Annotated in this window: 24 protein-coding genes; 1 reads left to right on the top strand and 23 read right to left on the bottom strand. The window is 28.8% G+C overall.

Going from position 1 to position 24,336, the window contains the following annotated elements; all coding sequences use genetic code 11:
- Nucleotides 1-38 precede the first annotated feature (38 nt).
- From P3X86_RS02315 to P3X86_RS02240, 16 genes are all read right to left on the bottom strand, one after another.
- Nucleotides 39-980 carry an AraC family transcriptional regulator gene (locus tag P3X86_RS02315; protein WP_483291010.1) on the bottom strand — a complete coding sequence of 314 codons (942 nt, stop codon included), beginning with the start codon at nucleotides 978-980 and terminating at the stop codon, nucleotides 39-41.
- 516 nt (nucleotides 981-1,496) lie between these two features.
- Nucleotides 1,497-2,579, bottom strand: a complete 1,083-nt coding sequence (locus P3X86_RS02310) for a bifunctional transcriptional activator/DNA repair enzyme AdaA (protein WP_483291009.1) — start codon at nucleotides 2,577-2,579, stop codon at nucleotides 1,497-1,499.
- Entirely contained in the window at nucleotides 2,563-3,333 is a 771-nt protein-coding gene (locus tag P3X86_RS02305; RefSeq protein WP_483291008.1) for an isocitrate lyase/PEP mutase family protein, read from the bottom strand. The genes P3X86_RS02310 and P3X86_RS02305 overlap by 17 nt, the downstream gene beginning before the upstream one ends.
- A gap of 912 nt (nucleotides 3,334-4,245) precedes the next feature.
- On the bottom strand, nucleotides 4,246-5,379 hold the full coding sequence (locus P3X86_RS02300) for a GNAT family N-acetyltransferase (RefSeq protein WP_483291007.1): 1,134 nt from the start codon (nucleotides 5,377-5,379) through the stop codon (nucleotides 4,246-4,248).
- A gap of 86 nt (nucleotides 5,380-5,465) precedes the next feature.
- On the bottom strand, nucleotides 5,466-5,972 hold the full coding sequence (locus tag P3X86_RS02295; protein ID WP_483291006.1) for a hypothetical protein: 507 nt from the start codon (nucleotides 5,970-5,972) through the stop codon (nucleotides 5,466-5,468).
- A gap of 102 nt (nucleotides 5,973-6,074) precedes the next feature.
- Nucleotides 6,075-6,908 carry a class I SAM-dependent methyltransferase gene (locus tag P3X86_RS02290; RefSeq protein ID WP_483291005.1) on the bottom strand — a complete coding sequence of 278 codons (834 nt, stop codon included), beginning with the start codon at nucleotides 6,906-6,908 and terminating at the stop codon, nucleotides 6,075-6,077.
- A gap of 445 nt (nucleotides 6,909-7,353) precedes the next feature.
- A complete protein-coding gene (locus P3X86_RS02285) occupies nucleotides 7,354-8,160 on the bottom strand; it encodes a GIY-YIG nuclease family protein (RefSeq protein WP_483291004.1) in 807 nt (268 codons plus the stop codon).
- A 161-nt stretch (nucleotides 8,161-8,321) separates the two neighbouring features.
- Nucleotides 8,322-8,702 (bottom strand): DUF6979 family protein, encoded by a 381-nt coding sequence (locus P3X86_RS02280; protein ID WP_483291003.1) that lies wholly within the window; start codon nucleotides 8,700-8,702, stop codon nucleotides 8,322-8,324.
- An 87-nt stretch (nucleotides 8,703-8,789) separates the two neighbouring features.
- On the bottom strand, nucleotides 8,790-9,668 hold the full coding sequence (locus P3X86_RS02275; protein ID WP_483291002.1) for a GNAT family N-acetyltransferase: 879 nt from the start codon (nucleotides 9,666-9,668) through the stop codon (nucleotides 8,790-8,792).
- Nucleotides 9,669-9,748: 80 nt separating this feature from the next.
- The gene (locus P3X86_RS02270) at nucleotides 9,749-10,651 is read right to left on the bottom strand and encodes a sensor histidine kinase (protein WP_483291001.1); all 903 of its coding nucleotides are present in this window, start codon (nucleotides 10,649-10,651) and stop codon (nucleotides 9,749-9,751) included.
- Nucleotides 10,652-10,707: 56 nt separating this feature from the next.
- Entirely contained in the window at nucleotides 10,708-11,484 is a 777-nt protein-coding gene (locus P3X86_RS02265) for an ABC transporter permease (RefSeq protein WP_483291000.1), read from the bottom strand.
- Nucleotides 11,477-12,397 carry an ABC transporter ATP-binding protein gene (locus P3X86_RS02260; RefSeq protein ID WP_483290999.1) on the bottom strand — a complete coding sequence of 307 codons (921 nt, stop codon included), beginning with the start codon at nucleotides 12,395-12,397 and terminating at the stop codon, nucleotides 11,477-11,479. Before P3X86_RS02260 ends, P3X86_RS02265 begins: the two co-directional genes overlap by 8 nt.
- 104 nt (nucleotides 12,398-12,501) lie before the next feature.
- Complete coding sequence (locus tag P3X86_RS02255) at nucleotides 12,502-13,209, bottom strand: response regulator transcription factor (protein WP_483290998.1); 708 nt, start codon at nucleotides 13,207-13,209, stop codon at nucleotides 12,502-12,504.
- Nucleotides 13,210-13,937: 728 nt separating this feature from the next.
- Nucleotides 13,938-14,066 carry a hypothetical protein gene (locus P3X86_RS02250; RefSeq protein WP_483290997.1) on the bottom strand — a complete coding sequence of 43 codons (129 nt, stop codon included), beginning with the start codon at nucleotides 14,064-14,066 and terminating at the stop codon, nucleotides 13,938-13,940.
- Nucleotides 14,067-14,563: 497 nt separating this feature from the next.
- Nucleotides 14,564-15,085, bottom strand: a complete 522-nt coding sequence (locus P3X86_RS02245) for an RNA polymerase sigma factor (protein WP_483290996.1) — start codon at nucleotides 15,083-15,085, stop codon at nucleotides 14,564-14,566.
- 821 nt (nucleotides 15,086-15,906) lie between these two features.
- Nucleotides 15,907-17,076 (bottom strand): amidase domain-containing protein, encoded by a 1,170-nt coding sequence (locus P3X86_RS02240; RefSeq protein ID WP_483290995.1) that lies wholly within the window; start codon nucleotides 17,074-17,076, stop codon nucleotides 15,907-15,909.
- Between the two features lie 1,186 nt (nucleotides 17,077-18,262).
- Here P3X86_RS02240 and P3X86_RS02235 point away from each other — a divergent pair.
- Complete coding sequence (locus tag P3X86_RS02235; RefSeq protein ID WP_483290994.1) at nucleotides 18,263-18,802, top strand: hypothetical protein; 540 nt, start codon at nucleotides 18,263-18,265, stop codon at nucleotides 18,800-18,802.
- A 135-nt stretch (nucleotides 18,803-18,937) separates the two neighbouring features.
- Here the strand turns inward: P3X86_RS02235 and P3X86_RS02230 are convergent, their stop codons facing one another.
- The 7 genes from P3X86_RS02230 to P3X86_RS02200 form a co-directional block, all read right to left on the bottom strand.
- Nucleotides 18,938-19,720: a class I SAM-dependent methyltransferase gene (locus P3X86_RS02230; protein ID WP_483290993.1), complete on the bottom strand. Its 783-nt coding sequence runs from the start codon at nucleotides 19,718-19,720 to the stop codon at nucleotides 18,938-18,940.
- Nucleotides 19,721-20,679: 959 nt separating this feature from the next.
- Entirely contained in the window at nucleotides 20,680-21,120 is a 441-nt protein-coding gene (locus P3X86_RS02225; protein ID WP_483290992.1) for a YhfM domain-containing protein, read from the bottom strand.
- Complete coding sequence (locus P3X86_RS02220) at nucleotides 21,092-21,829, bottom strand: hypothetical protein (protein WP_483290991.1); 738 nt, start codon at nucleotides 21,827-21,829, stop codon at nucleotides 21,092-21,094. Before P3X86_RS02220 ends, P3X86_RS02225 begins: the two co-directional genes overlap by 29 nt.
- A 2-nt stretch (nucleotides 21,830-21,831) precedes the next feature.
- Nucleotides 21,832-22,389, bottom strand: coding sequence for a zinc metalloprotease (locus P3X86_RS02215; RefSeq protein WP_483290990.1), 558 nt, complete (start codon nucleotides 22,387-22,389; stop codon nucleotides 21,832-21,834).
- Between the two features lie 324 nt (nucleotides 22,390-22,713).
- Nucleotides 22,714-22,962, bottom strand: a complete 249-nt coding sequence (locus tag P3X86_RS02210; RefSeq protein WP_483290989.1) for a hypothetical protein — start codon at nucleotides 22,960-22,962, stop codon at nucleotides 22,714-22,716.
- Nucleotides 22,963-23,217: 255 nt separating this feature from the next.
- Entirely contained in the window at nucleotides 23,218-23,748 is a 531-nt protein-coding gene (locus P3X86_RS02205; RefSeq protein ID WP_483290988.1) for a signal peptidase II, read from the bottom strand.
- A gap of 38 nt (nucleotides 23,749-23,786) precedes the next feature.
- Complete coding sequence (locus tag P3X86_RS02200) at nucleotides 23,787-24,239, bottom strand: GNAT family N-acetyltransferase (RefSeq protein ID WP_483290987.1); 453 nt, start codon at nucleotides 24,237-24,239, stop codon at nucleotides 23,787-23,789.
- Between the last annotated feature and the right edge of the window lie 97 nt (nucleotides 24,240-24,336).

Genomic DNA, 24,336 nt, shown 5'->3' with positions numbered 1-24,336 from the left:
ATCACCTCTAAATAGAATTATTTACTTAGTAGGTGGTTCTATAGTTGTCTGACAGGTACATAAATTTCTACGATGTGTTTATTTTCTGGGTGCGTTGATGGATCATTTTTATACATCTCTATAGCAAAACCTTTATCAGGCTGAAATCCACTTTGGATAAGCCATTCACCATACATATAATCCCATGCTTCGGGGTATTCATCCTGACTTATCTCAAAATATCCAATTGCATACTTTCCTGATGGTATGGTTAGTTTTCCTATCTGACCAGCAACCTTTATGTTATCATCTATTGCTAAACATATACTCGTTTTTAGATTATCATCATCTGTAAATTCTGGATTATCATGATATATAGCAAAAGGTTTTAAATCATTAATATCTACCACCTCTCTTGCCATTCCCCAGCTAATTAATTTATCTAATCTGCTTTTAAATATTTTTGATAGTTCACTATACGAACCATTATGCCTGTAATATATAGCTTTTATTTCATTAATTGTACGTACTACTACTTTACCTTTTACCGCAGTATTATTTCTACACTGACCACCTACTCTTCTATGATACAGTTGTAATTTTATAATGGCTTTGCCATTCTTGCTATCTATTTTGCTATTCTTGCTACATTGCTGTCTCAATTTAGATGCACTTATTCCAAATCTATTTTTAAAAGCTCTAGCAAATACTGCTGAATCTGAATACCCCAACGTCATTGCTATTTCGGTAATACTCATAGTAAAGTTATATAGTAATAATCCCACCGCTCTTTCAAGCCTAATCCTATTTATATAGCTAAGAATAGTTTCATTAACTATTGCTTTAAATATTCTACAAAAATGATATTTAGAAAATCCAGAGATATCTGCCAATTCATCCAGTGAAAGTGATTTGTTAATATTAGCTTCAATATAGTCTTGTACCTTATTAATCCTAGATATATACTCATTATACATCTGTGTAGTAGTGTAATTAGTCATATCTCAACACACCTTCTATCCTTTTGTATTATAAAAAGTTATCGTTTGTACTTCACTGTGCTAACTCCAAAACCATGAAAATTAAACACCAATCTAACGTCATCATATATTTTAATTTTTTTCATTGTTATATATCATTATTATCGTACCAAGGAAAAATTCTACTCTCTATTATATCATGTTGTCTCTAATTTCCTATGGTAAGGATTGAATAAAATTAAAATCAAAATTTTGGACACTACTAACCATTACCCTCCAATATTTTAAGATGAAATTTCTTTTGACACAAAAAAACATGACCTAAGCCATGTATTTTTATTCTAACTATGTCAATGCCTTATTCAGTTTTTCTATAGCTTTCTTTTCAATTGTAGATACGTAACCTACTGTCAAGGAGGGGCTAAAAACTCTTTATTTGTGAAGCATTGTATCAATATTACCATATTTTAAATATTGTATCTTAATCATGATTATAACCTCAAAGGGTGTTTTTAGTAATTCAATAATCCGATGCGGTTATCCCTTAGGAAATGATTCTGTTGTTAGACTCACCATGCTTTGCTCATGTTTCAAAAGCCACTCCTTTCGAGCAATCCCGCCACCATATCCACCTAAGCCCCCACCACTGTTTATAACTCTGTGACATGGGATAATAAGTGCTAATTGATTCGCACCATTAGCATTTGCTACAGCTCTATACGCAGAAGGTTTCTCCATTTTAATAGCTAGTTCTTTATATGACGTCGTCTCTCCTACAGGTATTTTCATCAGTTCATTCCAAACGCATTTTTGAAAATCAGAGCCTATTAGACAAATAGGTACAGTAAAATGTTTCAACTTACCAGAAAAATATGCTGTCAGTTCTTTTTCAAGCACATTAATCAGCTCTTTTCGGTCGGGAAGAATACTAGCGTGCAGTCGTCTCCTCAAACGCATGATTTCATTTTCAAGTCCTCTCCTGTCTACAAATTCCAGCAGATAAAGATGTGTATCATCACTTATTGCAATCATAGAACCTAGTCTAGTTTCTATCCAAGCAGAATATAAGACCTTAATTTCTTTACTCTTAGAAGGTAGTTTTCCCATTATTCTCGAAAAAGCATCTCGAAATCCATTACCTGACTCATAGTTACTTTCGATTTGCGCTGATATAATAGGTTCCTTATTTCTAATATGTTTAAATGCAATGCCGAGTCTTCGGGCTCTAGAATATTGAATAAAAGTCATCCCAAATTGTTTCTTAAACTGTCTTCTTGCCGTATTTGGGTGTATTGCTAAATCATCAAAGTCACTATCTCTCCATCGTTTCTCAGGATTAGCTTCTACAGCCTCTACTAATTTTTTTACATCTGGAGATAGTTTTGATGGTAAACTCAAAGGCTTACATCTTTTACATGGACGGTAGGAAGCTAAAAGTGCTTCCTGGGCATTACTGAAAAACTCACAATTCTCCTTCTTTGGTTTTTTAGCAGGACATGTAGGACGGCAAAAAATACCTGTTGTTTTCACCCCTACAAAGAATATACCCTCAAATTCAGGATTCTTGTCTATCAACATCTGGTAGTACCTGTCTATTATTTTTTTATCTGTTATTACCATAAATCTCACCTGCTCGCTTCTCAAAATCTTTATTTGAGTTGATATATGAAATAGGACCATAGGATATTCTTTTTACGCCAGTCTCTACAAGTTCAGATATTGAAGGCGAACCTTCACTAAGCATTATATTTACGGGGAGTGGTGACCTATCTACTAAATACTCAATCAAATTAATATCAGTTAGACCTGGTACAAAAATACACTTTGCTCCTGCTAGATGATAGGCATGACATCTTTCAAGTGCTAAATTAACAGTAAAAATGTTATGCTCACTTTCCATAAAGAAAATGTCCGTACGTGCATTGATAAAAAGTTTATATCCTTTACTTTCAACAAAGTCACATATTCGTTTTATTCTATTAGATTGTTCCTCAACACTCTGTAAAGTATATTTTGGAGCTCCGATTATTCTGTCTTCAAAATTAATACCAACCACACCAATCTCAAGCAATGAGAGAATATTGGCTAATAACCCGTCACTTTTACTACTATAACCAGTTTCTATATCTACACTCAAAGGAATTGATGTATTACTTGATATTTGTGAAGATATTTTTATCAGGCTCTCAAAAGGCATTTGCTCTCCATCCTCATATCCCAATGAGTCTGCAATAGCAAAGCTACTAGTTGCAATAGCTTCTGCACCAACATTTTGGATTGCTTTAGCCGTTTGTACATTCCAACAATTATAAAGAATTAATGGTTTTTCATTTGCATGAAAAGATATAAACTTATTGTAGTTATTATTATTCATAATTAGTCACCTCATATTTTTCTGTAGTGTTTTACAAGACTAATAATAACATTTTTAAAAAGATAACATGCCAGAAAAATTAACACTAATCTCTGCTAAGCCGTTTTATCCATCTCAATAATTTGTATTTTCTTTTTGAAACTAATTACCATCAAATATAATATTTCATCTTATGTAAGCCTTTTTTGTGAATTATCAAGTGTTTAACTGATTGCCCTCCTAAGAAATAATCTCAAAACACTTTGACTCTTGCTACCATTAAAACATTATGATCATAAATACATTAAATTTATCAAAAGAGTTATTATCTGAAACATAATACAATAAGATCAAAATTTCTTAGTTCTAGTATGTTCTTTTATCCTATCAATGCATTCACTGATTATCTTATATATACTAATAATTCATACTCCAGACTGTCATCAAATAAAAAATAGACAGTATAATTTTTAATGAAGGGAAATCATCAATGACATTGGTATATTAACTTCTATAAAGTAGAACCCTCCTATATGGCTTGTAGTATCTTGAAACATCTTTTAGTTAGTTCCTTCATACTCATTAGGTATAAATATGTAACAGTTTTTTCATTATGCGCTCAATGCAATTTTATCACAGTTATATATGGTAAAATTATATATAAGCTAGATTTCTTTTTTTCAGAATCTTCATCTACATTACTATTAAAACAAAACTTTTCTTTACCAACTCTAATATTATAAAAGCTGAGTAATAATATCACTCAGCTTTTAACTTGAATTCTCTTTTAAATTGTTGAAGGCTTTCTTTAACTTGCTTAAAGCTTTCTTTTCAATTCTCGATACTGTCAAGTTAGGGCTAAACTTTTTTACTGAGATTTGGATTCCAAAATAATAAACCCTTTATTTACTTGGATCATAACAAATAATCTACTCACTTTAGTTTATCTTCAATTTTTAGAATAAACTCTTTCCACTCTTGTCTCTCTCTAAGTTCAGATAAATCAAATTCATTTTTCATTCTATTAATATCATTAAATCCTTCATCTATGGCTTTATTTAAAAATTCAAATGCTAGTTCAAACTCTTTACCTTGCGCCCACCCACGAGCAACATTATATAAATCCCTTGCTTCTGGTTTTCTAATGTTAAATGCTTTCATATATATTTCCTTAGCAGTTACTACATCTTTTGAATTTCTCAATATATTATATCCTGCATTAATTAGGTTATAATATTCGTCAAATAAAAACTCACGATATATATTTTTTTCTGCTTTCTCAAAACCAAGCTTTTCTGCTAAAGCTATTGATGAATCATTTGTAGCATAGGCACCCCAATGTGGTGTGATACCATTTGATACACAATAATCTAGGAATTCTAATGCTACTGCTGTCGCAAAGCCTTTATTTCTATTCTCTTCATCATAAGTATTTATTACAATCTCATATCCTTTTTTACTAACATAACAAGAGCTACAACTACTTACTATTCTACCTTCATTTATTAAACAAAATCCTATACCTTTTTCTAAAAATTCCTCGTTACTATTCCAGAAGTCACTTATATCAACACTTATTGTCTCTTCTGTATCATTATCAAGAAGTTCTTTATCTATTTTTTTCACGTAATAACCTTTTGGGAGTTCATTCACACTACTGATTCTTTTATACTTACTCTTATTAAAATTTAATTCTTGTCTAAATCCTGTAAGTGGATACTTATCCCTAAAAATGGTATCAACAGTATCCTTCCAACCATCTTCCTGCAACAGAGTACATACAAATGTTGATGCCCCCATTGATAAGTTTTCTTTCCCTAATTTTTCTGTTACAAATGAATTTAAATAATTATTAAATTCTAAGTTATTACTATCTCCAATAAAATAGTACATACAAAAGACTGCCCAAACTAGAGCTGTTTTAGGTTTCTCAATATCATCTACAAAAACTTTTGCCCTGTTATTTCCTTCAATAATAGCATTTAATGCAGTATGATCCTCGCAATTCATACTTTGCAACAAAGGTTTTATTTTCGGGTATTCTCTTTTATTCAATTCATAAATCATACTAAACTCCCCTTTATTAAATCTTATTTTTTCAGAGCAAACCACGGACGGCGAGCCCTTTCATAATTTAATATATATGTATATAATCAAAGCTGCTTTACTAGTAAAATCCCATGATAGTTGTCCCCATAGATATTAGGTAACATTCCTGAAGGTACATACCCCATTGAAAGAAACCAATCATATTCTTCTCTTTCTATAGCATGAATATCTTTTAACTCCATCCATGGTTCGTCTAACGGTCTATTATGACATGACAGTCCTATTGAACCTATAGTAAATCGAATAAGTGCATAATCTTTACTATTAGCAAAAGATTCTAGTACTTTAACTAAAGACTGTAATTCATTACCTATTTTATATATTCCATTGTCATCGTAACCAAGACATTCTATTTCAAGAGTCTTATAGTGCCTTAATTTTTTACATAGGATCCATCCCTTTGGCTGGTCTTTTGATGAACCATAGTACCAGCCAATCCCTGAGCTTAATTGATTTCTAGCGCCTTCAAAATTCCACCATTCGGGTTTAATTTCAGCCATAAAATTAGATACAATATCAATATTACTTTCATTTATACTATATACTTCCATTAACTATCCCCTCTCGATCTTTAAAATTTCTCTGTACCAAGCGTACGGATATACATTGTTATATGATGCTGATTTCTTCAAGTTTCAAGCCATATTCACACATTATTTCTCTTTAATCCTTCTTCCTGATAAAATAAATACTGTAGGGTATAATTCTTTATTCCTGCTATATGTAATTTGATTAGCTATACTTTCTTGTGAAATAATCATACCTTTACTTATTATTTCTTCATCAAAATAATCATAGTAATTTAAAACTAAGTCCTCATAAAAAACTATACCTTCTTCAAGTTCTTCACAATACTTTATTTCTAATAATTTTGTTTGCTTTAGTTTCGACTTCCACCAGCTCGGTGAATGGTATTTTGAATAACAAATATCCCAAATATTCCACTTCCAATTAAAATTATACACTTCGGGAATACTAGATGCATTAAAATTAGGTTCTTGGTTAAAACATTCACTACCCATACAAAATGTACCACCAACTTTTAATGTTTTTAATAACTTTTCTATAAAACTATCGTTATCTCCAAAAATAAAGAACGAATTCATACAAAATATTGCATCAAAATAATTGTCTGCAAACGGAATATTTTCTACTATGTCTAAATTAAGTGGTATTATTTTATTATAATATTTATTATCGCATATTCGATCTTTAAGTTTAGAAGGAGATTGCCAAAGATCCACAGCAATGACAGTTACATCAAATTGTTCAGCTAAGTAAATTGATGTTGTCCCAAATCCACATCCAAGGTCAAGTACAATATCACCTTTCTTTAAATTCATATGCCTAAACATTTTGGTAGCTAAATACATTCCTCCTGTACCAATAAAATTATCATATAATTTATCTTTCCCATACCCTTTTAATTCTGGGTATTGGTCAATATCTATAGTTCTAAAATCTATTAATTTCTCTTTAATATTCATCACATCACATCCTAATTCATATATTTGCTACTATATATTTTTTTAAGACCCAAAATCTAATCCTTGAAATAAGTAAGCCAGTTTCATATAACTACTTGTCCCAGTTTTCATTAGCCTATAATCTAAAAAATAGACACAAACGTTAATTATCTTATTTATAGTTTTTCTATCAATCCATTTATAACTAAAAAGACAATCTAAAAGGACAATTCGATTGCATATACTAATTCTTTTTTCACTATAATAAAAACCTTCAATATCATTAAATTCCATATACATAATCTTTTTTAGTTTATTAATGCTTTTTAGTTTTGTAAGTAGCAATAATACTTTTCCCATTTTTTACATCACTTTTTATGCATACCACGTACTTATAAAGGTTGCTTCTTTCTCTTGCAACCTTCCCCTTAGTACTGATTGAGTGAACATGTCGCTATACTATTTTTTAATTGTTATATCCATATTTCTTGTTTTTTGTTAATAGTATTTTCATCCAATAATATTCTCTTTTAATTATTACCTTATCATCAGTTGTAGATTTATAAATTTCTAAAATAGAATATCTAAAATTATCTTTAATATATGTATCATCTAACGTCTTTAAATCTTTATTGCCACCATGACATGTTTTAACATAATTTTTCCATCTACCATATAACATATTATCTCCATAAGCAGACCCTACATATCTTTTTCCAGTGCTAGCATCTGTAATTAAGTAAACTCCTTTTTGGTTTTCTAACGCTGCCTTCCAGTCTTTTTTATCGATGACCATTTTTAATTTTCTCCATGACAAATCAATTTTTTCATATCCTGGAAAATTATCATCTTCATATGTATCACTAATTATCTCATAAATTTCACATTCATTGATTACACTTTCAGCTTTTCTTATTAAATTTTGTGATTTATTTTTAAATCTAATAATTAAACGACCAAAATATTTTTCATATTCTTTAAGATGTTCGTATTCATATCCAATATCATTAAATTTGTTCAAGTCTTTTGTTATACGACTTATATCAAATAGTAACCACTTATCAATCTCTAACCTAATAAATCCTATTGCTATTTGCCCTTCTTTAAATGATTTATTTTTTTTATAATTCCAAAAATGTCCATCATAAAGTCTTTTATTGTTTTCCTTAAATAATTCTACTGGGTTATATTCACCCATACTTTTATTAAATCTTATTTTTGTATTTTTTAAATCTGACTCTGATATTTTTAAGATATCATTTAACAAAATCATACCATTTCCCCCATCTATAACTTTTAATTATCACTAAACATAAACAATTAACAAAGTTGAATATACCCCAGAGATTACAATTCCATTTAAACTATATATTTCTATGTGTACACTATAAATCTACTGGTCTAGCCAATACTTTTAATAATATTATTTTGAACTCAACTCAAATTAATATATCCATTCTTAAATAATGCAATAACAATATCCATTTGAGAATTATGTTTTTTATCACTAATTTTATTCCATAATAACTTCTTATTATCTGCTAATTTAGGCTCTACTCTCAATATCTTTATTGCCTCTATTCCATACTTTTTATTTTTTTTAGACCTAGTATATTTCCCTTTTTTTATTCCATTTACAAACCCTTCTTGGCATAACCCTAAAAAACAACTTTTTGGACATCCTTTTTTGGCACTTGCCTTGCTCTTGAAAATCATACTCGCACATATGTCCCAGCATTCAGTTAAATCAATGGTTGGCTCGGAAAGCTTCATCTTAATAGTTTTTAGCGCTACTTCACCGTATTTATTATTCATAATACCCCTCCTTAGATTACTCCTTTTATAAATAAAAATATAACTAATATATTTATCTATAATTAAAACAATAGTCAGCTTTATTATTTATATATAGTGTTCATTCTTTTGTTGCGTATCAGAATATATTTTAGTCGTATACTTATATTTTTTTACCATACTATATGATTTATAGCCTCTAGGGTCATTTTCTTTTATGAATACTATCTTGTATCCTAATTTATCATAAAATTTTTGTGCTTGAAACTCCACAGTACCTAAACTAATGCTATAGACATTGAGCTCTTTTGCTTTTTCCTCAATCATATACATAAGGTTTTTACCTATTCCATTTCCTCTATACGCTTCATCAACTACAAGCCAACCTATATACATTGAATCTTCATAAATACTTCCATGTACTCCACCAACAAATATATTGTTATCTAATGCTACGAACATTATATTTTTCTCTTCCACTGATTTAACATTGTTTTCTATATTAAATTTCTCTAGTTGATTTAATACAATAGAATTATATTTATCTATTTTTTCAGTAGCCACTATAACTTCTGTTTGTGCATTACTTTTAATATTAAAATCAGTATTCTTCAGATAGAAATCTCTAGTTGTTCTTGGTGTTTTTTCTGTAATTCCTCCAATATCAAAACCTATAGATTTAAAATCTTCTACTCTAGATTCAACTTCTGTATATAACTTTAAACCTACGGCTTTATCCCTATAATAAAGGCTGATTTCTGAAATCAATTTCCTTAGAATATCAACATCATCATAACACATACTCCCAATACTTACCCAATCCCAATAATAATTTGTATAAACAGCTCCCACCATTTTTTCACCATCAATAGCATAAAAATATTCTGATGATGAATCTCTTTCTCCAGTATATTTTAAGTTGTAATCTCTTAAATATTTTATCATTTTATCTTTATATTTAAAATTTTTGTCCTCTATATACCTCATTATAACCCCCTAGTCTGTTTAATCATATACTCGTCTTCTTTTTGCAGCATTATTCTTCTTATCTATATTTATACTCTTTGTTATTCTAATGCAAATGATAGTTTAAATACAATCTCTCTCTGTTCCACTTTCACCTCAATATTACCTCCCATATTTTCAACTAGAAGTTTAGTTATAGTAAGCCCTAATCCTGAACCTTGATTGTTTCGTGATGAATTTTTCATATAGAATCTCTTGAATAATAGTTTTGCCTCATCCTCATTAATATCTTGAATATCATTTATAAATGTTATGATGATATTTTTATTGCCTATATCTGACTCAACTTTAAAACTGGTTTGACTATACTTGATAGCATTTTGAATTAGATTATTGAATACTCTTTGAATTGCAGTCTTATCCAATTTCACCATTGACTTTTGGCTACTTATCTTAATATCAACACTTATATTCTTCTTTTCAAAATCATTATAAAAAACAAGTAATAGTTCTCTAAGTTCTTTGTTAATATCTATTACCTCTAAATTCATCTTGTAATCATTGACCTCTAATCTAGATAGGTCATAGAATGCTTCAATTAGATTCTGTAGTACTACAGCTTTTCTTTCTATTACAGATACATATTCATCTATCTCATCCTGAGTAGTGTTTTCATCGTTAATAAGTTCAATATATCCTCTTATAGAAGTTAGAGGTGTTCTTAGATCATGTGATATATTCTCTATGTCTTTCTTTATCTCTTCTTCTCTCTTGATATATCTAATCCTCTGAAGTTGTGTTTTGGTCAGATGCTCATTCAGAGAGATCAATAATTTTTCTAACTTTTTGTCTGGATAGGCAAGAGTTAGTTTACGGTTGGTTTCTATATCTTCAGTAATTTCTTTAAAATCTTTGGTGATTTCTTCAATATTTCTATAAACTAAGAAAAAGCGTGCAGAAAAATACACACTTACTATGAATAATATAATTATGACTAATTCCATTTTCCTACACTCCTTTTTGCAATATGTCCTATTATATTCACTTTACTAATAATTACTTATTTAATTTCTCTCTTTTCAAATATTCTCTGTCCTATTATATAGAATATTATACTTCCTACAATACCAACAACAAAACACTTTATCATTCCTTTATTAGTACTCCAAGTCATGCCCCACTCTTTGGTTCTTCCATAAAATGTTGCTGTCAGCATATTCCATGGCATCCAATTGGCTATCTCCCTAAACACCTTTATTCCCATACCTGCTAAAGATAGTAGTTTAGGTACTACTACTACTATTACACCCCACACACTCACTGCTACAATATCATTGTCAAAAATAAAATATAAAGAATGAGCAACAGTTACGCTGAATATGAACAGGGGGATACATGCTATTATAGAACGAATTAATATATTAAAATACATTGCTCCACTATCATTAAGCATAGCATAAGCACTTATAATAAATGCACTACAAATGAGTATCAGATTAATTGCTGAAACAGCTAGCTCCATTAAAAATTTGCTAAAGTAGATTTGCTTTCTTGTAATTCCGTATGAAATGGAGTTCTTTAATGTATGATGTTTGAATTCTTGTCCTAGTACTATTGCAACTAAAGTTACACACAACATCATAGGCATACCCATACCAGCGTATAAATTAGAAAATGAAAATCTAGTATTTCCGTAAGGAAAATTATATTGAGTACTAGCATACAATCCTAAGGCTATATTAATAAAGGTAACAAATGATAAGCACGATAATAGAAATATATAATTGCCTTTAGTTCGTAGATTACGATAGGCTTCACTTTTAATATAATTAAGCATTTTCAATACCTCCAATCAAGGTCATATAGTAACTTTCAAGGTCAATAGACTTTTCTTTCAGTCCAACTAAACCTATTTGATTAGCTATAGCCAATTCACTTATTTTCTCTGGAACAACATTATCATCAAATATATGAATAATATCACCCTTTAAAACTTTGAAATCCTTATATCCTAGTTTCTGCTCTAATAATGCTGATAACTTATTAGCATTAGTAACTTTTACTTCTAGGTAACTTCTACATCTATTTTTAAGTTCTTTGGCTGATAATTGTTCAACTAATCTACCCTTACTCAAAAAACCATAGCTAGTTGCAACATTAGATAGCTCAGTAAGTATATGACTGGAAATAAGTATTGTAATATTCTTTTCCTTATTAAGTTTTAAAAGTAATTGTCTAATCTCAATTATCCCTGATGGATCTAATCCATTTATAGGTTCATCTAAGAGTAATAACTCAGGTTCAGCCATCATAGCAAGAGCTAATCCTACTCTTTGTTTCATTCCCATTGATAAATTGACATACTTTTTCTTCTTTGCATAGATCATATTTACTTCATTAAGTACCTTATCGATTTTATCTTTTCCTGGGATTCCCCTTTGGATTCTATAATACTCCATATTCTGTCCAACTGTAAGCTTTGGGTAGAAACATGGCGCTTCGATTATAGCTCCAATCCTTCTTCTTACACGGCTTAATTCACTGTTAGATGATTTTGAGAATAAATTATATTCTCCACTACTAGCTTGTGATTGTCCCGTTAATATTCTTAATAAGGTGGTCTTTCCAGCACCATTATTCCCTACTAATCCATAGATATCACCTTGTCTAACTGTCATGTTTATGTCTGATAAAACAGAATCCATACCATAAGCTTTAGATAATTTATTTGTACATATAATCTCTTTCATTTTGCACTCCCTTCTTGCTTTTCACTAATGAATCTTACATAAATAATAATAAATTAATATTATTAATAAATCCTCAGGAAAGTTTAAAGAAAGTTTAAAGATTGTCAATTCCTCAATTTAAAACCTATTCCCCAAACAGTTTTAATGTATTCGGATTCTTCGTCACCTATAACAGTTTTTATTTTTTTTCTTATATTACTTATGTGAACATTAACAGTATTATCTTCTCCATAGTATCCATTCTTCCAAATAAGTTCATATAATGATTCTCTCGAATAGACCTTACTCGGATTCTTTATTAATATTTTTAATATATCAAATTCATGTGCCGTTAACGATATTGGTTTTTCATCAACCGTAACCTTTCTTGATTCTTCTTCAAGTACTAATTTCTTAAATCTGTATTGATTTGGTCTATTTATTTTCCCAGTTTTAGAAATGAATTTTCTATATCTTCTTAACTGTGCATTTACTCTAGCTAGAATCTCTTCAGAAGCGAATGGCTTAGTAATATAATCGTCTGCTCCAAGATTCAATACATTGACCTTATCTTCTAATGAAGTTTTGGCTGTAATAACTAGTATCGGCATCTCTTTAGATTCTCTAATCTGTTTTATCAATTTCTCTCCATTAATACCTGGCAACATCAAATCAAGCAATAATAAATCGAACTCTGCTATAGACATTTGTAGTGATGCCTCACTACCTGAGAAAGCCTGAGTTACTTTAAAATTCTGCTTACATAATATTGTTGTTATTAAGTTATTAATATCAACATCATCTTCAACTACTAAAATATGTTCTTTATTCATAGTTACTCCTAACATTATACTTAATCATATCTATAGATAATAATAGCATAAAATATTTTAAAAGTATTCAACTTCATAATAATATTATTATACTTAAAAACCATTCTTTACTATAAAAGAAGTTCTATTAGACATCAACTACAATACAGCTAGTTTACATGTACAGAAACTACTAACATCAAATAAAATCTTTGTAGACGATAGAAACCGCTTTCTTAGGTTCTACGAAATACTTTATATTTTAGATAATAAAATGAGGGATAACCCCTCATTACATATCCTCATATACTACAACACAAGTTATTTATTTATCGATTTTCACAGACTTTACATAACTTCATAGTCCCTTTCTGTATATTGGAGAAACAGTTGTATGACTAAATTCTAAAATATCCGTTTGTGTACCTATATTTACCTCGACATGCTCGATATTTTATATCCATATAATCTATATCATGAGTATATCTTGTAAAATAACCTGCTAGCAATGCACCTGCACCACCAAGTGTATATATTTCTAACTCTTTTCCATCATTAAAGCCAAATTAACTAAATCGAATTTAAACTTAATATCATCTAGAGTCATTTTCGATAATTCTAATTTTGAATATCTTTCCAATATACTCACTCCAAACTATATTTTCTCTAATTTTCTTATTAATATTATTTTACTCTACTTACTTTTTTAAATCAATTATTTTGTATTTTTAATATATATCCTAAGCTATTCATGCTTCTTTTTTTATATCTATAAGAATAGCATAATCATCTGTTGTATGAGCCTTATCTAAAGTAGCATAGATCGAAGAACCATATTTGCCTAATGCCCAGCACAAATATGTACTTTTTGATGCCATTAATCCTTTATCCTTTGATATATCACTTTTAATGTCTCCACATATATATAAACGATTAAAAAGGTTAATTGTTTTAATTGAATTATAAACTATCATAACTAGCCATACCAGAAACCGCTACAATCTTGGCCTCTTCTAGTTGCTTTAGAACTATATTAACAAGCATAGTTTTTTCTTCTGGTTTATCAAAGGGTTCACAGATTATATTATAGCCTTTGAATATATCTTTTGTATTTATAATCTTAGTGTAGATATCAGTTATTTCTCAGATTTCAGCAAATTTAATAGCTGCTGACTTTCTTTTAATAAAATATCTCTACCATTTACTATCATAATCATAATTCCTCTTTTTTCAATACAAAAAAAGCGCAAAACAGCCTACACCCGTTTAGTGGTGTACCCCATTTTGTGCTTCTTTAATTAAGAATTATATGGTATCTTGCTATGCTAGTCAAAAATTTTTTTTATTATTGAAATATTTCATAGATAGTCTCTAATTACTCTCCATCTATAGTTACACTACGTTTTATTATCTTCTTCAATGATCTTTTAGCTCTATGAATTTTAACTCTTACATTTCCTTGCGAAATACCTAGAAATTGTGCTATTTCAAAATTTGATAATTCATATTTATATTTCAGAGCTAGAATATCTGAATATGATTTTTTTATTTGAATCAACAATTTTATAATTTCTTGTTCATTCTCTAGATTAATTATATTCTCATCCAGAGAAGTATTTTCTCCTTGTAATAGTTCATATCTAATATTATCCATTGGTACTAATTTCCTTAACTTTTTTCTGTTATATCTATTTATTGCCATATTTTTGACTATTGTGGTAATATAAGTTTTAGTCTTATAACTTTTAGGTATCATAATTTTACTTAATTCATTAAAAATCTTTAATATAGCATTCTGTACAACATCTTCTGCCTCATGATAATCATTCAATATGTTAATAGCAACATAGAACATTTCTTTATAATATAGTATATAAATGTTCTCTAATTTACTCATTTGAGTGACCTCTCTCCCTTCCTTAAGTAATATGTCTATTACTTTGTAATTTTCCCTATATACTTTTCAACGAAAACATTATACCACACTTGGTTTATTTTGTAAATTTTGCCTTATTATAACATTTGATTTGTCTCAATCTCAAAAAAGACATTATTATTTTTTAGTACTAAAGGAAAATGCGCTAGGTAAGGAAGAATAAGTCGTCTTCTAGATAATCCTAAAAATCAAATTAGAATAGACAAAATTACTCTATGCAACTAAATAACATCGTAAATTAAAGAAAACTAATACTAATCCTTTTGAAATAATTCATAAGAGTATTAGCAAATATATGTGACCTCCATGAATAATAATAAACTCGTTTTCAGAACATTAGACATTGCTCATGATCAATATCATAATACTAAGCAATCTTTCATAATATCAGAGACTTCGATACACAAGTAAGATATTTAAAGATAAACTGGATGATGCAAATATGACCCAAAACATGTCTAGAGTATCTCGCTACATGATAATAGTCCTATATAAGCATTTTGTGAAATGTTAAAATCAGAAATGTGCTATCTAAAAAAATTCTATTCATATTAAGAACTAAAAGCTACAGTCATTGAGTATACATACCGTATTACTATAACCGTTGATATCAAAAGAGATTCGACTGTAAGGACCAAAATAATGACAGCATCTTTATTAGGTAGCATAAAAGCTGACGTTACCATAATTAAATGATTGACGTCAAAAGTAACTTTAATTTTTTTCACATATAGAAGAATTTAATATCTTCTATATGTGAAATACTCCTTAAATTTTATTGGTTACCACAATACATAATATTTATAACCATTTATATTAGAATAATTATGTTTCTTTGTATCGTTCGTATGAGAACTATATTGTCTTGTTACAGTATCATTTTTGACTATTAGGACAACGTGTCCCGAAGATGTATAAAGTATTCCTCCCGCTGCTGCAGACGCATAGGTTGATGATTTCCAATATTTCTTAGTAGTCAACATATATTTTTTTAGAGAATGTGTATTTACCCATGCCACTGATGTGTTTGCGGGAGTCCCTCTTTTCCACGTGCTATCCATTGGAATACCGCCTGCATGTAAAGCTTGAGATACAAAATCTGCACAATCAGCATGACACAATTCATTATAATATGGATAATCCGAATTATTCCATTTGTCTCTATCTTGTCTAATACCACAAGTAGTCCCATGATCTTTACAAGACGTTGGGTTACTAGACCATTTATTCGCATAATCTCTTGCAGCTATTCTATCATAATTTGAGTAAAGATTTGGAAGATACTGTTTTTCTTTAGAATCTATAACTAATTGGATATCATTGAAACCTTCTTTTTCCATTTCAAGTGATGTTTTAGGTAACATTTGTTTAATTGGCACAAAACTATCTACATTTTCTGCTAAGATTTTTATAGAATTTTGCACTATTTTATCATTACTGATATCGGCAGTAATTTTTAAATAGAAAAAGTTGTCATCAGATTTATTTATATACTGTTGTAGGTCATTGAATTTAAAATCTATTGCTTTAGAAACTTTAGCTAATTGTTCATTTTTCAAATTATTCTTATTGGCTTTTACAACAGCCTCATCAGTTTTGGCCTTTGATTCATAACTGAAATCACTTAGATTAATTCTTTTTAACATTCCTTTTACATAAGGAAGTTCACTAACTTTTTTTACCTTCAAAGCAGTATTCATTGTCGCTAGAAGATTAACCTCAATATTCTGATTATTTACAACTACATCATCAAACCTTATTTTAATATTGTTTATCTTATAGTATTCCGAAAACCCATCTGTTAGTACCTTCCTTACACTTTGCTCTATTTCATCTTTATAAATTTTTGTGTTATCTGCTTTAGCATGCACAATCGAGAATACTGTTATTAATAGCACTAAGACTAACATTGTTGACATAATTTTTTTACTTGTTTTAAACCTTCTAATCATTTTACAAACCTCCTAGAATTGTTTACTATTATTTTCATATCTTATGAGCAACATTTTCCAACTAATACTCTTTAATCTTACTAACATATTTGTACTTTCTACCATTTTTCAATTTTCATATGTATATTCATATGAAACAAACCTATACTTATTTCACTCACCGTGCCACTCCTCATGCCCTATATCACGTACCTTTTTAAATCTTAATCCAGTTTTTAATTGTATTTTAATTATCATCATAAAACGCTACAATCCAACTATTACTTTAACTATCTACATTTCTAGTTGTAAGATAACTATCGACGCTTGCTCACTAGAAATATAAAATGTGTTTTCAAATAAACTAATGTTTGGTACATATTGTTTGATGATTAGAAATTTATACTAGATGTATAAGTCAGTAGCAGTAAATAAAGTAAATATCTAAAACTCATATGAAAACTTAATATTTCTTTCTCTCGTTAATTTCCTCCTTCATACTATATAACAATTTAAGAAGGTGCTTCGTTACATTTTTTTATAAATTTTTAATAAACATTATATTAATTCTATCTTGTAATATTTGAAGTAAATCTGAAGCTACATTCTTGTTATGCCAAATAATTTTTATTCACTCGCCTTTTTCAATCATTCTTTTCCTTAATAATAATTTCATTAGTCTAGGATTCCTCTGTATCAACTTGCTAACTCATTCTCATTCTAGTGCAAATGATAGTTTAAATGCAATCTCTCTTGCACTACCACCTCAATATTGCTTCCCATATTTAGTTTTGCCTCATCCTCATTCATATCTAGATGAGGGATAACCTCTCATTACATATCCATATATCCATCACAAGTTTGATTATTTATTTTTATCGGTTTTCACAGACTTTACATAACTTCATAGTCCCTTTATGTATCAAATTAAAAGCCCTCCAAAATATTGGAAGACTATTATTTTAAATCTTTAATATATCTAAACTATTCATGGTTTCTTTTTTTATATCTATAAGAATAGCATAATCATCTGTTGTATGAGTCTTATTTAAAATAACCGGTCATCTTCATACACGCAAACTTTTCTGTAGAATAATGAGTTCCACCTATTACGTTCACTTTGTTTACTCTCTCAAATTCATGAACTTCAGTGGTAATTTCACTCGTAATTCCAGTAAATAAGGTATGATTATTGTGGAGGTATTATATGAACCCTAACAAATTTAAAAAAGTATTATTAATTATAGTTGTAATATTAACAATATCATTTATAATAACAACTTATTATTTAAAAAAGCAGAACAATTCTTTAAAAAGATCAATAGGATTTTCCTATATGTGTATGTATACGAAAATACCGAGTTCCTTACAGTGGATATCTCAGATTATGTTAACAGTTATGATAGTAAGTCTGATTCTAAAAAGAACATTAGAATACTCAATAAAAGCATCCAACTTGCTTACTTCTATATATTCATCACTATCTGTTTACTTTTATAAATTAGGGCTTGACCTTTATGAATTAAGCAAATTAGATAATAAATCAGATAAAAATGGTGTCTCTTATAAAAAATCTGTGGAATATTTAAATAACACAAAGCACAATATAACTAAGCTCAAAAGCATATTTCAAACTGTAAAAACTGAAAATAAAAAAGATCCTTTGAAATGGTATGATTATAAAAATGATTATAACTCGACGCTTTCTAAGAAAATATTAGACATACTTAATGATCAGGAAAATTAATTAATTTGCATACTTACTATTTTACTTTTTATTGATTATTTTACCCTCCCTATAGTATATCTTTAAGGTTTATCTTCCCTCTAATAATATCAATTGACGTTACATTAAATGTAAACCATAGTTTTTATAGCTAATTTATGGTTTCCTTGCAAGCTGTAAATCTATAGTATCATAAATTGTAATTATTCCACCTAGTTCGTCAATGGCATTTTTAATCTCACTAAAAAATTTCTTTCTTTTATCTTCATGGATAGCAATATGGTCAGAGTAAGTTCCTAAAAGTAAAATATACTCATCTGATGTAAATGTTCTCGTCCTATGGTACATCTTATAATCAATTTCTATAAATCCATATTTTTTAGCAATCTCAGCACGATTTTTTGCATTTTCTTCACTGTATTCCTTATCTCCCAGTTCCCCGGGCATATAGACACTATAAACTCTTTGTAAAGCTTCATGCATACCAAGTCTACCTTTGTCTTTAAAAGGATGATTAGCAAAACGTGCAAAAACGCCTCCGCTCTTTAGCAAATTAAAAGCCTTTGTATAGCCTATTTCCTCAGGTATCCAGTGGAAAGCCGAAGCAGAATAAATCAAATCAAGAGAATTATCTGTACACACAAAATCTTCAAACTTAGCATTTACTACATTAAGATTCTTATAGTTAGAAAATTTCTGTTTTGTATATTTTGATAATTCATCGCCATATTCAACTGCTGTTATGGAACAACCTGTATCGACAATTGGAATTGTAGCCTGTCCAGTTCCTATTCCGACTTCAACTACCTTACTTAATGAGTTTATTTCTTTATAAGCAAAAAGATCCTCATATAATTTTTCAACATATGTAGGACGCCATTTGTCATACTTCTTGTAAACTGTGTTAAATGTCCATTCAAGTCCTTTGATAACCGGCATATTTATATCCCTCCCTATATAATCTCCTTTAGCTTTATACAAAAGTACTGTGAAAATAATCCCATGGTGATTTTTATTATATCACATTTGTAACTAAAAGCATGTTCTTTTAATTTATATTTATCTTTATTGTTTTTTACAATATAATCTATTTAGATATAGCAGAAAAAGCAATCACAGAAAGTTATTATATATTCTAGAAAAAGCAAATTTACTGTTAAAAGTAACGTATATAAAATAGAACTATGCAAAAAACGCACATACACTTTGATAAAAAGCTTCTCTATCATAAAGACAATTTTTGATAGATATCTTATTTAATTATATTTAATTTTTATAATTAATATTTTAATCTCATTCTTGCATTTTTTTATCCAAACAAAAAACATGACCTAAGCCATGTATTTTTATTTTAACTGTGTTAATGCCTTAAACAGTTTTTCTATGCTTTCTTTTCGATTCTCAATACCGTAACTGCATAAAATTTTGTTATTATAACTATTTACTCTATCTATTATTATGATAACTTCATGAATATGTCTATTAGAAAATTCTTTTCCTTTATATACTCTTATATTATAATATCAGGTACTACTAATTTCATATCATTATATAATTTGTTAAAATAATTTTATAGTTAATTATTTATATATTTTAAAAATATACTCACTATCTGATATTCATCAATTCCCATTAATTGAAATATCCCACCAATTGTTGTGAAATTACAACCTCTTCTTTATTGCATTTTGGCAATTCTTGCTCCAACATTTTTCTACTATAATCCATTGTCATACAAACTTCTGAAAGCATTATTGCTACTTTGTTTAATAATTTTATTATTTAATTAGTTTTTATGAGAATGTGTTATACATATTCTCACTACACCACTTACATAGAAATGACCTTCATTTTCTGAAGATCATTTCGTCATTCATCATATATATTTTTTTATAATGTTACTTATCCATATTCCTCTTTTCAATTAAGTCATTGATAAATTCCTTTAATTTATTAGTATTAGATTGATTAACTGTATATCCTATATTTTCATCTTTAGCAAACACATAACTTGAATTATCATCTTTATTAGATAAATACAATTTAACAACTTCTTTAGTGTTATTTGAGTAATTTATTGACATTTCATAAGGTGCTGAAGCATTATAATCACTTATACCCTCTTCCTTTGCACCAGCCTCAATATATTTCTTTATAATACTAAGTGAAGTTGGATTAGTTATTGTATACTGTGCTTTATCTGCTTCAACTGATATAATTACACTTTTGAAATTTCTATCTTTTATACTATTACAACCTACGCTCAGTATACTACTAATAATAAACAGCATTATCGCTAACAATTTTAATTTACTTTTCACCAATATTGTTTTTGACATAAATTTCCTTACCATCGACAGAAACCTGCACTCCATCATTATAATAATTTACCTTCACATCTAAACCATATTTTTTTAAGTTTTTTCCTACTTTATTCTTTGCCGATTCAGCTGTACCTATTTCTGCATTAATATTTTGCTTGAATTTACCGTTTTCTGCAAACTCGATATCCTCAGCTTTTAGAATACTTTTAACTGCAATATCTGTAAACTCATTTTTATCAAACTCTTCTAAACTTATTTTTCCATTATTAGTACTAATAATACTCAAGAAATTTAATGAATTATCTTTTGACAAATATACAATATATTTTTGATCTTTCTCAAGAGCTTTATACCCTTCATCGTGTAAATACTCATTATTTTTAGTAATTGCAGCTTCTTCAATTACTTTTAGAGTGTTTCCTTGAGATAAAGTATCCTTATAGTATTCTAAAACTTCTAATTCTCTTATAGAATAATGAGTTACAATATTAGGCGTTCCTTCAATATAATTTACAACACTATTTTCTTTTGTTAATTTATCATTTACTTTTACAAGCGCAATTATATCTGCACTTTCCTTCAATTGATTATAATCGAATTTAACGTGACTTGCAAATGTAACGCAATCAATTATTTCGTCGTCCTTAGCAATATTGTAAATACCAAAACTTGTAAACATCACACACACACATGCTAATAATATAAATATTCTTTTTTTAACCATCTCTAATTCCCCCATTTGGCTTTCAAGCTATTCTTATCGTAATCTTTTAATTTATAAAATGTTAATGCCCCTTGTTGCATTACTGCTACTGTTGATGATGAACTCGGATGCGCTACACTTAGAGTATGTCCTAATTCATGAGTGCATGTATGCTTCCTCTTTGTAGCAGTGTCAAGGTAGGAACTCTTATATTGATATACAATCGCTTTTACCCATCTATCATTTACTCCTGCTGAAGTTGATGATGTACCAGTAAAACTTTTGAATGGATACGTTCTTCCTAATAAACCACTTGAAGGAGCATCATGCTCATTGAAATACGTGATTACATCTGCTTTATAGCCATAAGGTGATTTTGCGTCATTATATGTGAATGATGCATTTGAACTTACCCCATTCCACTGTGATGTTGCGGTAGAAGCATATGATGAACTTCCTCCTCCTACAGCATATGTTAGATGACCGCTAGGGAATCCCCCACTAAAGTGCTTTGCTTGAACACTTAGAGTACATGATAAACAAATTGTAACAATTAAAACTAATCCAATAATTTTTCTCATTATCCTATTCTCCCTTAATAAATTTTAGATTTACTTTTAAGCTATAGCATATTGAACATGTGTATATAAGTAATTACTCTATATTAAATAATACGTATTATCGTGAATTATAATAAATAATATTGAAATATTCTCTCTTTTCACTCCTCTCTCTTCTTATTTAGGTCTTCTAGTATATTCATTGGACATAAGAAAATATTATACTCTTTAAAGCTTTCATTATTGCCCCAGCTAAAAAATTATTATTCTAGCTTTTCTGACTAAAAGCCTTTCCCCTCTTGCATGCTTTATTAAAAAATGAGGTATAGCTAGCTATGTAGCAGATTATACCATATCTGATCTATTTTGTAAACTTATATTTTTATTGAGTACTAAGTATGTCCATCTACTTAAATCACTGTTAATGTAAACCAAGAAAAATTCACCACAATATCTAGTATGCTTAGGAATCTGAATATCTGCTCTCATTATATTGAATATATTAAAAGCTGGGTTATGAATAATATCAATAAAATCACCTGCAAGTACACTATGAGTAGTCAATCCTTCTAGACATTTAAGCACTTGATCCATAACAACTCCACCATAAAAGGAACTGTAAATTCTAGTTGAATCAAAAATACTTAGAAGGAGATGCTCATGCCCTGGCTAAAGACTACTTGAATTAACTGACTTAACGGACTTGTTGGTAATGGGTGAGGGCTGACCTTTAAGGAATTCTCGTTGGTTAACCCAAGAGTTTTTTGACCTCGCCCGAACGAACTTCACTGCTTTGTTAAAAGGTGTTACCCCTATCTACAACGCCTTGTTTTATGTATATTTTAGAATTTACCCTCTAATTAAACTAGTAATATATTTATAAAAGTGTTTTACCTTGAAAGAATTTACTTTCTTCCAATTTACTATAATAATTATCGTGAAAATCACTTCCGCTATAGTCGCATAAATATCTTTAAGGTCAAAGGTAAAAAAACCTTTTAAGTTTATATAATCTAGACTACCTCCCCAAAATATTTTATCTATTATTGAACAGATTAATCCAGAAATCAGAAATAAAAAACCTACTATAACACCAATTGAATCAGCCTTAATAGCCCTTATATATTTAAATACTAATAATACAATTATACCAAGTATAATTAACAATAAAATGTGTGTTACTTTACCTATTCCTATATCAAAAAGACTATTAATCCATGAAAATTTGTCATTTAATACAGGTCTATAGATAATTAGATTTGGTATTATATTAAATTCAATATCCTTATAATTCATATCAATAACAATTTTCACTACTTGGTCAAATAATACACCTATAGTAATAAAAAAAACATAATACCTCATTATATATCTTTTCATTCTTTCTTGCACCCTTTCATAAATATAATAATACTTTTTTATAATCTATAAATAAGTTTAGGCGTTTTATTTCCCTTTGATATTAATGAATCTACTTGTTTATAAATAGTTGCTCCTAGTTTTAAATAGAATCCTCTTGCATCTGGGCTAGTTATAATTGTAAACTCTCTAATACCTAGTTTTTTGAATTCTTCAAGAGCATGATTCCATAACATTTTGCCATAACCTATTCCAATATACATAGGTTCTATAAATAGATATTCTAATGAGACCTCATCATCATTTATCAATAATCCATAAAAACCGATTATTTTATCATCATTTTTCAGAATATAAGTTGGATTGTTTATTATAAATTCTTGTGTTATTAAATATATTTCTTTGAATTTATCCATAAAATCTGAATCATAGCCCCAATAAGATTCAGATCTGATTTCTAGATTAGCTAACAAATTTATATCCGTTGGTGATGCACTTTCTATTGTGTTCATTGGTTATCATCTCCTATAATAAAAGTAATTGATTATAATACGATAAAGTTTTTAGAGTGTTAAACTTTTTCCTATCATTCTTTTATCGCTATTTACT

Source organism: Abyssisolibacter sp. ZYX002, from assembly GCF_056892235.1.
Note: the sequence above shows the minus strand (reverse complement) of the source record. Positions and strands in the feature narration are given on the sequence as shown.

Excerpts from the sequence above, each read along its gene's own strand:
- P3X86_RS02315 (WP_483291010.1), bottom strand. The coding sequence starts at position 980 with ATGACTAATTACACTACTACACAGATGTATAATGAGTATATATCTAGG.
- P3X86_RS02310 (WP_483291009.1), bottom strand. The coding sequence starts at position 2,579 with ATGGTAATAACAGATAAAAAAATAATAGACAGGTACTACCAGATGTTG.
- P3X86_RS02305 (WP_483291008.1), bottom strand. The coding sequence starts at position 3,333 with ATGAATAATAATAACTACAATAAGTTTATATCTTTTCATGCAAATGAA.
- P3X86_RS02300 (WP_483291007.1), bottom strand. The coding sequence starts at position 5,379 with ATGATTTATGAATTGAATAAAAGAGAATACCCGAAAATAAAACCTTTG.
- P3X86_RS02295 (WP_483291006.1), bottom strand. The coding sequence starts at position 5,972 with ATGGAAGTATATAGTATAAATGAAAGTAATATTGATATTGTATCTAAT.
- P3X86_RS02290 (WP_483291005.1), bottom strand. The coding sequence starts at position 6,908 with ATGAATATTAAAGAGAAATTAATAGATTTTAGAACTATAGATATTGAC.
- P3X86_RS02285 (WP_483291004.1), bottom strand. The coding sequence starts at position 8,160 with ATGATTTTGTTAAATGATATCTTAAAAATATCAGAGTCAGATTTAAAA.
- P3X86_RS02280 (WP_483291003.1), bottom strand. The coding sequence starts at position 8,702 with ATGAATAATAAATACGGTGAAGTAGCGCTAAAAACTATTAAGATGAAG.
- P3X86_RS02275 (WP_483291002.1), bottom strand. The coding sequence starts at position 9,668 with ATGAGGTATATAGAGGACAAAAATTTTAAATATAAAGATAAAATGATA.
- P3X86_RS02270 (WP_483291001.1), bottom strand. The coding sequence starts at position 10,651 with ATGGAATTAGTCATAATTATATTATTCATAGTAAGTGTGTATTTTTCT.
- P3X86_RS02265 (WP_483291000.1), bottom strand. The coding sequence starts at position 11,484 with ATGCTTAATTATATTAAAAGTGAAGCCTATCGTAATCTACGAACTAAA.
- P3X86_RS02260 (WP_483290999.1), bottom strand. The coding sequence starts at position 12,397 with ATGAAAGAGATTATATGTACAAATAAATTATCTAAAGCTTATGGTATG.
- P3X86_RS02255 (WP_483290998.1), bottom strand. The coding sequence starts at position 13,209 with ATGAATAAAGAACATATTTTAGTAGTTGAAGATGATGTTGATATTAAT.
- P3X86_RS02250 (WP_483290997.1), bottom strand. The coding sequence starts at position 14,066 with ATGGCATCAAAAAGTACATATTTGTGCTGGGCATTAGGCAAATATGGT.
- P3X86_RS02245 (WP_483290996.1), bottom strand. The coding sequence starts at position 15,085 with ATGAGTAAATTAGAGAACATTTATATACTATATTATAAAGAAATGTTC.
- P3X86_RS02240 (WP_483290995.1), bottom strand. The coding sequence starts at position 17,076 with ATGATTAGAAGGTTTAAAACAAGTAAAAAAATTATGTCAACAATGTTA.
- P3X86_RS02235 (WP_483290994.1), top strand. The coding sequence starts at position 18,263 with ATGAACCCTAACAAATTTAAAAAAGTATTATTAATTATAGTTGTAATA.
- P3X86_RS02230 (WP_483290993.1), bottom strand. The coding sequence starts at position 19,720 with ATGCCGGTTATCAAAGGACTTGAATGGACATTTAACACAGTTTACAAG.
- P3X86_RS02225 (WP_483290992.1), bottom strand. The coding sequence starts at position 21,120 with ATGTCAAAAACAATATTGGTGAAAAGTAAATTAAAATTGTTAGCGATA.
- P3X86_RS02220 (WP_483290991.1), bottom strand. The coding sequence starts at position 21,829 with ATGGTTAAAAAAAGAATATTTATATTATTAGCATGTGTGTGTGTGATG.
- P3X86_RS02215 (WP_483290990.1), bottom strand. The coding sequence starts at position 22,389 with ATGAGAAAAATTATTGGATTAGTTTTAATTGTTACAATTTGTTTATCA.
- P3X86_RS02210 (WP_483290989.1), bottom strand. The coding sequence starts at position 22,962 with ATGGATCAAGTGCTTAAATGTCTAGAAGGATTGACTACTCATAGTGTA.
- P3X86_RS02205 (WP_483290988.1), bottom strand. The coding sequence starts at position 23,748 with ATGAAAAGATATATAATGAGGTATTATGTTTTTTTTATTACTATAGGT.
- P3X86_RS02200 (WP_483290987.1), bottom strand. The coding sequence starts at position 24,239 with ATGAACACAATAGAAAGTGCATCACCAACGGATATAAATTTGTTAGCT.